Origin of the sequence: Micromonospora sp. NPDC000207 (assembly GCF_040300925.1) — a bacterium.
Classification (GTDB): domain Bacteria; phylum Actinomycetota; class Actinomycetes; order Mycobacteriales; family Micromonosporaceae; genus Micromonospora.
Genome location: NZ_JBEPEQ010000186.1, coordinates 1 through 6,701, shown reverse-complemented (window position 1 = coordinate 6,701; position 6,701 = coordinate 1). Strand labels below are relative to the sequence as shown.

Below are 6,701 nucleotides of genomic sequence, written 5' to 3'. Positions count from 1 at the left end.
GGCTCGGGCACCTCGGCGGCGAGGACGGTCGCCGCCGCACCCGCTCCCTCGTGCGCGTCGACCAGGGCGCCGACGGTCTCCGGTCGGAGCAGCGGGACGTCCCCGTTGATCACGACCACGGTGCCGGCATCCTCCGGGATCGCCTCCAGGGCGATCCGGACCGCGTGTCCGGTGCCGAGCTGCTGCTCCTGGAGCACCGCCGTGGCGGTGGGGGCCACCTCGGTCAGGTGGGACCGGACCTGGTCGGCCTCGTGGCCGACCACGACCACGGTCCGGTCGGCGGTCAACGGCGCGGCGGCGGTGAGCACGTGCCCGAGGAGGGTACGGCCGAGCAGCGGGTGCAGGACCTTGGGCAGGGCCGACTTCATCCGCTTGCCCTCACCGGCGGCGAGCACGACGACGGTACGGGACTGGGGCTGGGGCACGACGTGGCTCCCGTCGGGACGGCGGACAGTCTCGCCGCCACTCTAACCAGACGACGGCGACCGATCAGCCGAAGCTCCCGGGAGAGGACTCGAACCCCTACAATCAGGACCAAAACCTGACGTCCTGCCATTAGACGACCCGGGAAGGTCGAGGTCGGACAGAGCACTGGCCAACCGGACCCGTACACCTTAGCGCTTCATTGTCGCCACGCCATCCGCCAAGCCCTTCATGGTCCCCTCGATCTTCCAGTAGAGCTCGCGGGAATTGGGCACCTCCACGACGAGGCAGCCGTGATAGTCCTCACCGAGGTTGTGGCGTTTGGTGGTCGGCTTGTGCCGCTTCAGAGTCGTCGGCTGGAAGGCGTCCGGTGCCACTCCCACCCGCTCCGCCCACCACCGCACCGCAGCAGCGGAATCGGCGGTCTCGTGGATGCTCACCCGGTAGCGCAGCGCCTCTCGGGAGGATCCCATCACCTCGACGAATCGAATGAAGAGGTCGATGAGCCCTGGGTCGCTGTTGACGAATCGAACCCGGCAGTCGTTGGGCCGCCACGGCTTGGCCTTCGTCCCTTCGGCCCAGTAGATCGCCGCCCCGACGAGGACGAGGTCACGGTGATTCAGCTGCTCCACGGCATCCGCACCGGCCGCGATCGTGGCGGCTCGCGCTTCGTCCCTGACCCGACGATGCTCTCCCCACTGTGCATCGGTCATGACCTTGGAGTGGGCTTTCCGCCTGGCTCGCTCGGTCTCCTCGTCCCGGTCGAGCGGGAGGTGGGCCACCCAGGCGTGGGCCGTCGACTTGCTGACCCCCAGGCGGGTCGCGATCTCCGGGACCGTGCATCCGTCGGCGCGCAGCGCCTCCGCCTCGGCACGGAGGTCGTCGCGGGCGTTGGGGCGGCGGGTCCAGGCGGGTGGGGCGACCCCGCGCAGGAGTTCCTGGACCCGGTTGCGGCCGAGGCCGGTCCGGGCGCGGATCTGCCGCACGGAGAGCTGTTCCTCGGTACGGAGTCGACGGACCTCTGCGGCGACGGGATCGACCATGGTCGACAGGCTAGGAGAACCGTACGACGTTCTCGTTGTCAGCGGGGGTGACTCTTCGCAGTGGTCTTGGGCTTCCTCGGTTACGGTGACGTAGGCGTAACCAACTGCTCGTCCTCCCTCCTGACAGTGAGGTGCCCATGCCGACAGTCGTCGTGGAACCGTCGGCCGGTGGCCCCACCGCGATCACCGAGGGGACCCGGCCCCGGAGCAGTCTGATCATCCTCTGGGTGTTCGTGACGACTCCGTTCGTCGCGCTCCTGGCGGCGGTGCCGGTGGCCTGGGGCGGCTGGCTGGGCTGGCCAGATCTGATCATCGCCCTGGTCTGGTACGTGGTGACCGGGCTCGGGGTCACAGTCGGCTTCCACAGGCACTTCACCCACGCCTCGTTCAAGGCGGGGCGGTGGCTGCGGGTGGCGTTGGCGGTCGCCGGGTCGCTGGCGATCCAGGGGCAGATCATCCAGTGGGTGGCCGACCACCGGCGGCACCACGCCTTCTCCGACCTCGACGGCGACCCGCACTCTCCGTGGCGGTTCGGGGCGAGCGCCGGCGGCCTGGCCCGGGGTCTGCTGCACGCCCACGTGGGCTGGTTCTTCGGTAGGGAGTTGTCGAACCGTCGGCGGTTCGCGCCGGACCTGCTCGCCGACCGGGACATCAGCCGGGTGGACCGGCTCTTCCCGGTCCTGGTGGCGGTCTCGCTGCTCGGCCCGGCCCTGACCGGGGCGTTGGTGACCTGGTCCTGGCAGGGGGCGTTGACGGCGTTCTTCTGGGCCGGGCTGGTCCGGGTCGGGTTGCTGCACCACGTGACCTGGGCGATCAACTCGGTGTGCCACGTCTACGGCGAGCGGCCGTTCGCGCTGCGGCAGGGGGACCGGGCGGCGAACTTCTGGCCGCTGGCGATCCTGTCGTTCGGGGAGAGTTGGCACAACCTGCACCACGCCGATCCGACCTGCGCCCGGCACGGTGTCCTGCGTGGACAGTTCGACATCTCCGCGCGGGTGATCTGGCTCTTCGAGCGGGTCGGTGTGGCCCGTGACGTCCGGTGGCCGAAGCCGGAGCGGATCGCGGCCCGTCGAGCCCGGACTGGCCCGGAGTCGATCGCGTCCCGTCAGGGCTGAACGCGGCCGGAGGGCTGAACGCGGCCGGAGGGCTCAACGCCGACGGGCCGAACGGGGTCGGCGGGTCGAACGGGGCCGATCGGCGCGGCGACACCTGGCAGGATGGCCGGGTGGCAGAGCGAGGCGGGCACGGTACGGAGGGCGGGTCGGAGCCGGGTGGTGCGGCGGCGGTGCGGCGGCGGGCGGTGGCGAAACCCCCCTCGCGGGTACGCATGTCGGCTGCCCAGCGCCGGGAGCAGCTGATCGCCACCGGACGGCAGCTCTTCGCCGAGCGGGGTTTCGACGCCACCTCGATAGAGGAGGTGGCGGCGCGGGCCAAGGTCTCCAAACCGGTGGTGTACGAGCACTTCGGCGGCAAGGAGGGGCTCTACGCGGTGGTGGTGGACCGGGAGGTCCGGGCACTGCTGGACCGGATCACCACGGCGCTGACGGCGGGTCATCCCCGGGAGTTGCTGGAGCAGGCGGCGTTGGCGCTGCTCGGGTACATCGAGGAGGAGACCAGCGGCTTCCGGGTGCTGGTCCGGGAGTCGCCGTTGATGTCGGCGGCGGGGAACTTCAGCAGTGTGATGAACGACGTCGCGCACCAGGTGGAGCACATTCTCGGTGCCGAGTTCAAGAGCCGGGGGTACGACCCGAAGCTTGCCGAGCTGTACTCGCAGGCGCTCGTCGGGATGGTGGCGTTGACCGGCCGGTGGTGGTTGGAGGTGCGGGAGCCGCGTAAGGAGACGGTGGCCGCGCACCTTGTCAACATGGCCTGGAACGGGTTGTCCCACCTGGAGGCCGACCCGGGCCTGATCACCAACCGGGCCTGACCACGGGCCGGGCCGGGGCACCAGGGCCGGGTCACCAGGGCCGGGGCGGGCACCAAGACCGGGCGGGCACCAAGACCGGGGCGGGCACCAGGGCCGGGGCTGACCGATGTCGGTCAGTGGCCTTCGGCGACGGGGTGGTTGCGGCGCTGCCGTTGCTCCTCGGCGTGTTCGGGCGTACCGATCTTGTCGTAGAGGCCGGTGGCGAGCAGGAGCAGCCCGAACAGCAGCGAGACGACGACAGTGGACATGGAGAAGTTGAGGAAGTTGGCGCTGGTCTGGAGCACCGACATCATCGCCAGCCCGGTGACCATGAAGACGGCCCCGGCGGTCAGGTTCATGTAGTGGCCGAGGTTGCCCCGGCGGGACGCGCCGATGATCAGGACGATTCCGAAGATCACCGAGACCAGGGCGAACGCGAGGTTGGTGCGGAGTCCGAGGACCCAGGTGCTGTTGCGGGCGAACAGCGGTTCACCCAAGGTGACCACGATCCCGACGACGCCGAACAGCAGGATGTAGGCCCCGACCAGGCCGGCGAAGATCCGGTAGAGGGTGCGCGCCGGGTGGTTCACCGGGATGTGCGCCACGATCGCTCCTTCGCTCGCCGCTGACCTGTGCGTCCGAATTGTCGCCCAGGTGGGGGTCGGCTGTCCGGCGATCGGGGTGTGTCTGCGTACCGGGGAATGCGGACGGGGGCGGGAAGGGTGGTCGCCCACCTCTCCCGCCCCCGCCGGGTCGCAGACCGCGTTCAGAGGACCAGGCGGGCCTTCTGCCAGGCGTCGCGCTCCTCGTCGGTGCCGACCTTGCCGTACATGCTGACCATCAGCAGGACGATCGACAGGGTCATCACGACCACGCTGCTGGTGACGCTCCAGTTGAAGATGTTCGCGTCGGTGCGGATGAAGGCCAGCCCGGCGAGGCCGACCACCATCAGGCTGTACGCGACGACGGCGTTGATCAGCACGTCACGGTTGCGGCCGAGGACGGTGCCGGCCAGGATTGCCGCCCCGACGAGGATGCTGAACAGGGAGAACCCGAGGTTCGTGCCCTGGCCGAAGACCTTGGTCTCGTCTCGGGCGAACAGCTCGCTCCCGGCGGTGGCGATCACGCCGACGACGCCGAAGACCACGAAGTACAGACCGGTGATCCCGCCGATCGCCCGATAGACCGGCTGCGCGGGGTGGTTGACGGGGGTGTGGGCCATCTCTGAGTCTCCAACGCCGTTCGGGTGCGGGGTCGACGACGATTGTCCCGCATGTCGAGGTGTGACGCCGCACACCCCCCGGGCCGCCGACCGGCCGGGGGTGTCCGGTCAGTCGCCGGGGACCTGCTCGGCGAGGGTGAGCCAGGTCTCCTCGACCTGTTCCCGTTCGGCGCGTACCTCCTTGAGCTTGCCGTCGAGTTCGGCGACCTTGGCGTAGTCGGTGGCGTTCGCGGCGAGCTGGTCGAGGAGGGTGGTCTCCTTCTGGTCCAGCTTGCCGATCTGCCGTTCGAGTCGGGTGAGTTCCTTCTTGGCGGTCCGCGCCTCGGCGGCCGACATCCCGGCGCCGACGGGGGCGGCGGTGGTGCCGTCGACCGGTGCCGAGCCGCTGCCGAGGGAGGCGTGGGAGGCGGCCCGGCCGGCGGCGCGGGCGAGGTACTCGTCGATGCCGCCGGGGAGGTGGACCAGGCGACCGTCGCCGAACATCCCGTACGTCACGTCGGTGACCCGTTCGACGAGGTACCGGTCGTGGCTGGCCACCACGATGGTGCCGGGCCAGGAGTCGAGGAGGTCCTCCAGGGCGGCGAGGGTGTCGGTGTCCAGGTCGTTCGTGGGCTCGTCGAACAGGAGCACGTTCGGTTCGGCGGCGAGCAGACGCAGCATCTGCAACCGGCGGCGTTCCCCACCGGAGAGGTCGCTGACCGGGGTCCAGAGGCGGCGGTCGTCGAAGCCGAAGGTCTCGGCGAGTTGGGCGGCGGAGATCTCCCGGTCGCCGAGCTGGACCCGGCGGGCGACCTCCTCGACCGCTTCGAGGACCCGGAGTTCACCGGGGAGTTCGGCGAGTTCCTGGGAGAGGAACGCGGGCCGGACCGTGGATCCGGTGACGAAGGTGCCGCCGTCGGGTCGGGTGATCCCGGCGAGCATCCGCAGCAGGGTGGTCTTCCCGGCCCCGTTGGCACCGAGGATGGCGATCCGGTCACCGGGGCCGACCTGCCAGGTGGTGTCGCGCAGGATCTCCTTCGGCCCGGCGTGCAGGGTGACGTCGGTGAGGTCGTACACCTGCTTGCCGAGTCGGGCGGTGGCGAGCCGCTGCAGGGACATGGTGTCGCGCGGCGGCGGGACGTCGGCGATCAGCGCGTTCGCCGCGTCGATGCGGAACTTCGGCTTGGAGGTCCGGGCGGGTGGTCCCCGCCGCAGCCAGGCGATCTCCTTGCGGAGGAGGTTCTGTCGGCGGGCCTCGGTGGCGGCGGCGACGCGTTCCCGTTCGATCCGGGCCAGGGTCCAGGCGGCGAATCCGCCGTCGTAGGAGCGGACGGTCCGGTCGGCGACCTCCCAGGTGGTGGTGCAGACCTCGTCCAGGAACCACCGGTCGTGGGTGACCACCACCAGGGCGCCCTTGCGGCCGGTGAGGTACCGGGCCAGCCAGTCGACCCCGCTGACGTCGAGGTGGTTGGTGGGCTCGTCGAGGATCAGCAGGTCGGCGTCGCGGACCAGGAGCGCGGCGAGCGCGACCCGTCGGCGTTCGCCGCCGGACATCGGGCCGACGGGCTGGTCGAGGCCGAGGTGGGGCATGCCGAGGCCGTCGAGGATGGCGCGGACCCCGGCGTCACCGGCCCACTCGTGTTCGGCTCCCATCCCCTCGGCCAGCCAGGCGGTGCCCAGCACGACGTCGCGGACTGTGGCGTCGGGGGTCAGGGTCAGGTTCTGCGGGAGCCAGGCCACCCGCAGGTCACGGCGGTGGGTGACCCGGCCGTCGTCGGGTTCCTCGGTCCGGGTGAGCAGCCGCAGCAGCGTCGACTTGCCGGCGCCGTTGAGCCCGACTACCCCGATCCGGTCGGCGTCGTCGAGCCCGAGGGACACGTCGGTGAGCAGCGCACCCGCCGCGCCGTACCCCTTTGACACCCGGTCCAGGTTGACGATGTTCGCCACCCACGTACCTCCCATGATCAAGGCATCCCGGTGCCGGACGGCACGGGACGCCTCGGCCAAGCCTACGCGGAGGGCTCAGTAGAGGATGCGCGCGCCGTGGACCGGTCCGTAGGCGACCCGGGCCTGGCGGCAGACCTCGGCGGCTTCGATCTCGGCGGCGATCCGGTCGGCGTCGGCGGCG

The 6,701-nt window shown here is 70.7% G+C and carries 7 protein-coding genes, 1 tRNA gene and 1 pseudogene; 2 read left to right on the top strand and 7 right to left on the bottom strand.

The features are described from left to right. The 3 genes from ABT336_RS26450 to ABT336_RS26440 form a co-directional block, all read right to left on the bottom strand. Nucleotides 1–368: NTP transferase domain-containing protein (locus ABT336_RS26450; RefSeq protein WP_350900170.1), on the bottom strand; the 368-nt coding region annotated here is incomplete at its 3' end. 131 nt (nucleotides 369–499) lie between these two features. After that, nucleotides 500–570: transfer RNA gene (locus ABT336_RS26445), tRNA-Gln, on the bottom strand. Nucleotides 571–614: 44 nt separating this feature from the next. After that, complete coding sequence (locus ABT336_RS26440; RefSeq protein WP_350900166.1) at nucleotides 615–1,466, bottom strand: helix-turn-helix domain-containing protein; 852 nt, start codon at nucleotides 1,464–1,466, stop codon at nucleotides 615–617. A gap of 137 nt (nucleotides 1,467–1,603) precedes the next feature. Here ABT336_RS26440 and ABT336_RS26435 point away from each other — a divergent pair, with 137 nt between their 5' ends. Together ABT336_RS26435 and ABT336_RS26430 are read left to right on the top strand one after the other, a co-directional pair. Then, a complete protein-coding gene (locus ABT336_RS26435) occupies nucleotides 1,604–2,581 on the top strand; it encodes an acyl-CoA desaturase (protein ID WP_350900164.1) in 978 nt (325 codons plus the stop codon). Between the two features lie 170 nt (nucleotides 2,582–2,751). Then, entirely contained in the window at nucleotides 2,752–3,393 is a 642-nt protein-coding gene (locus ABT336_RS26430; protein WP_350900168.1) for a TetR family transcriptional regulator, read from the top strand. A 113-nt stretch (nucleotides 3,394–3,506) separates the two neighbouring features. Here the strand turns inward: ABT336_RS26430 and ABT336_RS26425 are convergent, their stop codons facing one another. The 4 genes and pseudogenes from ABT336_RS26425 to ABT336_RS26410 form a co-directional block, all read right to left on the bottom strand. Then, the gene (locus ABT336_RS26425; RefSeq protein ID WP_350900162.1) at nucleotides 3,507–3,977 is read right to left on the bottom strand and encodes a DUF4383 domain-containing protein; all 471 of its coding nucleotides are present in this window, start codon (nucleotides 3,975–3,977) and stop codon (nucleotides 3,507–3,509) included. Nucleotides 3,978–4,138: 161 nt separating this feature from the next. Further along, a complete protein-coding gene (locus tag ABT336_RS26420) occupies nucleotides 4,139–4,594 on the bottom strand; it encodes a DUF4383 domain-containing protein (RefSeq protein ID WP_350900160.1) in 456 nt (151 codons plus the stop codon). Nucleotides 4,595–4,702: 108 nt separating this feature from the next. Beyond that, a complete protein-coding gene (locus ABT336_RS26415; protein ID WP_350900158.1) occupies nucleotides 4,703–6,520 on the bottom strand; it encodes an ABC-F family ATP-binding cassette domain-containing protein in 1,818 nt (605 codons plus the stop codon). Between the two features lie 75 nt (nucleotides 6,521–6,595). Further along, nucleotides 6,596–6,701 (bottom strand): annotated as a pseudogene (locus tag ABT336_RS26410) (4-(cytidine 5'-diphospho)-2-C-methyl-D-erythritol kinase); the annotation flags it as partial.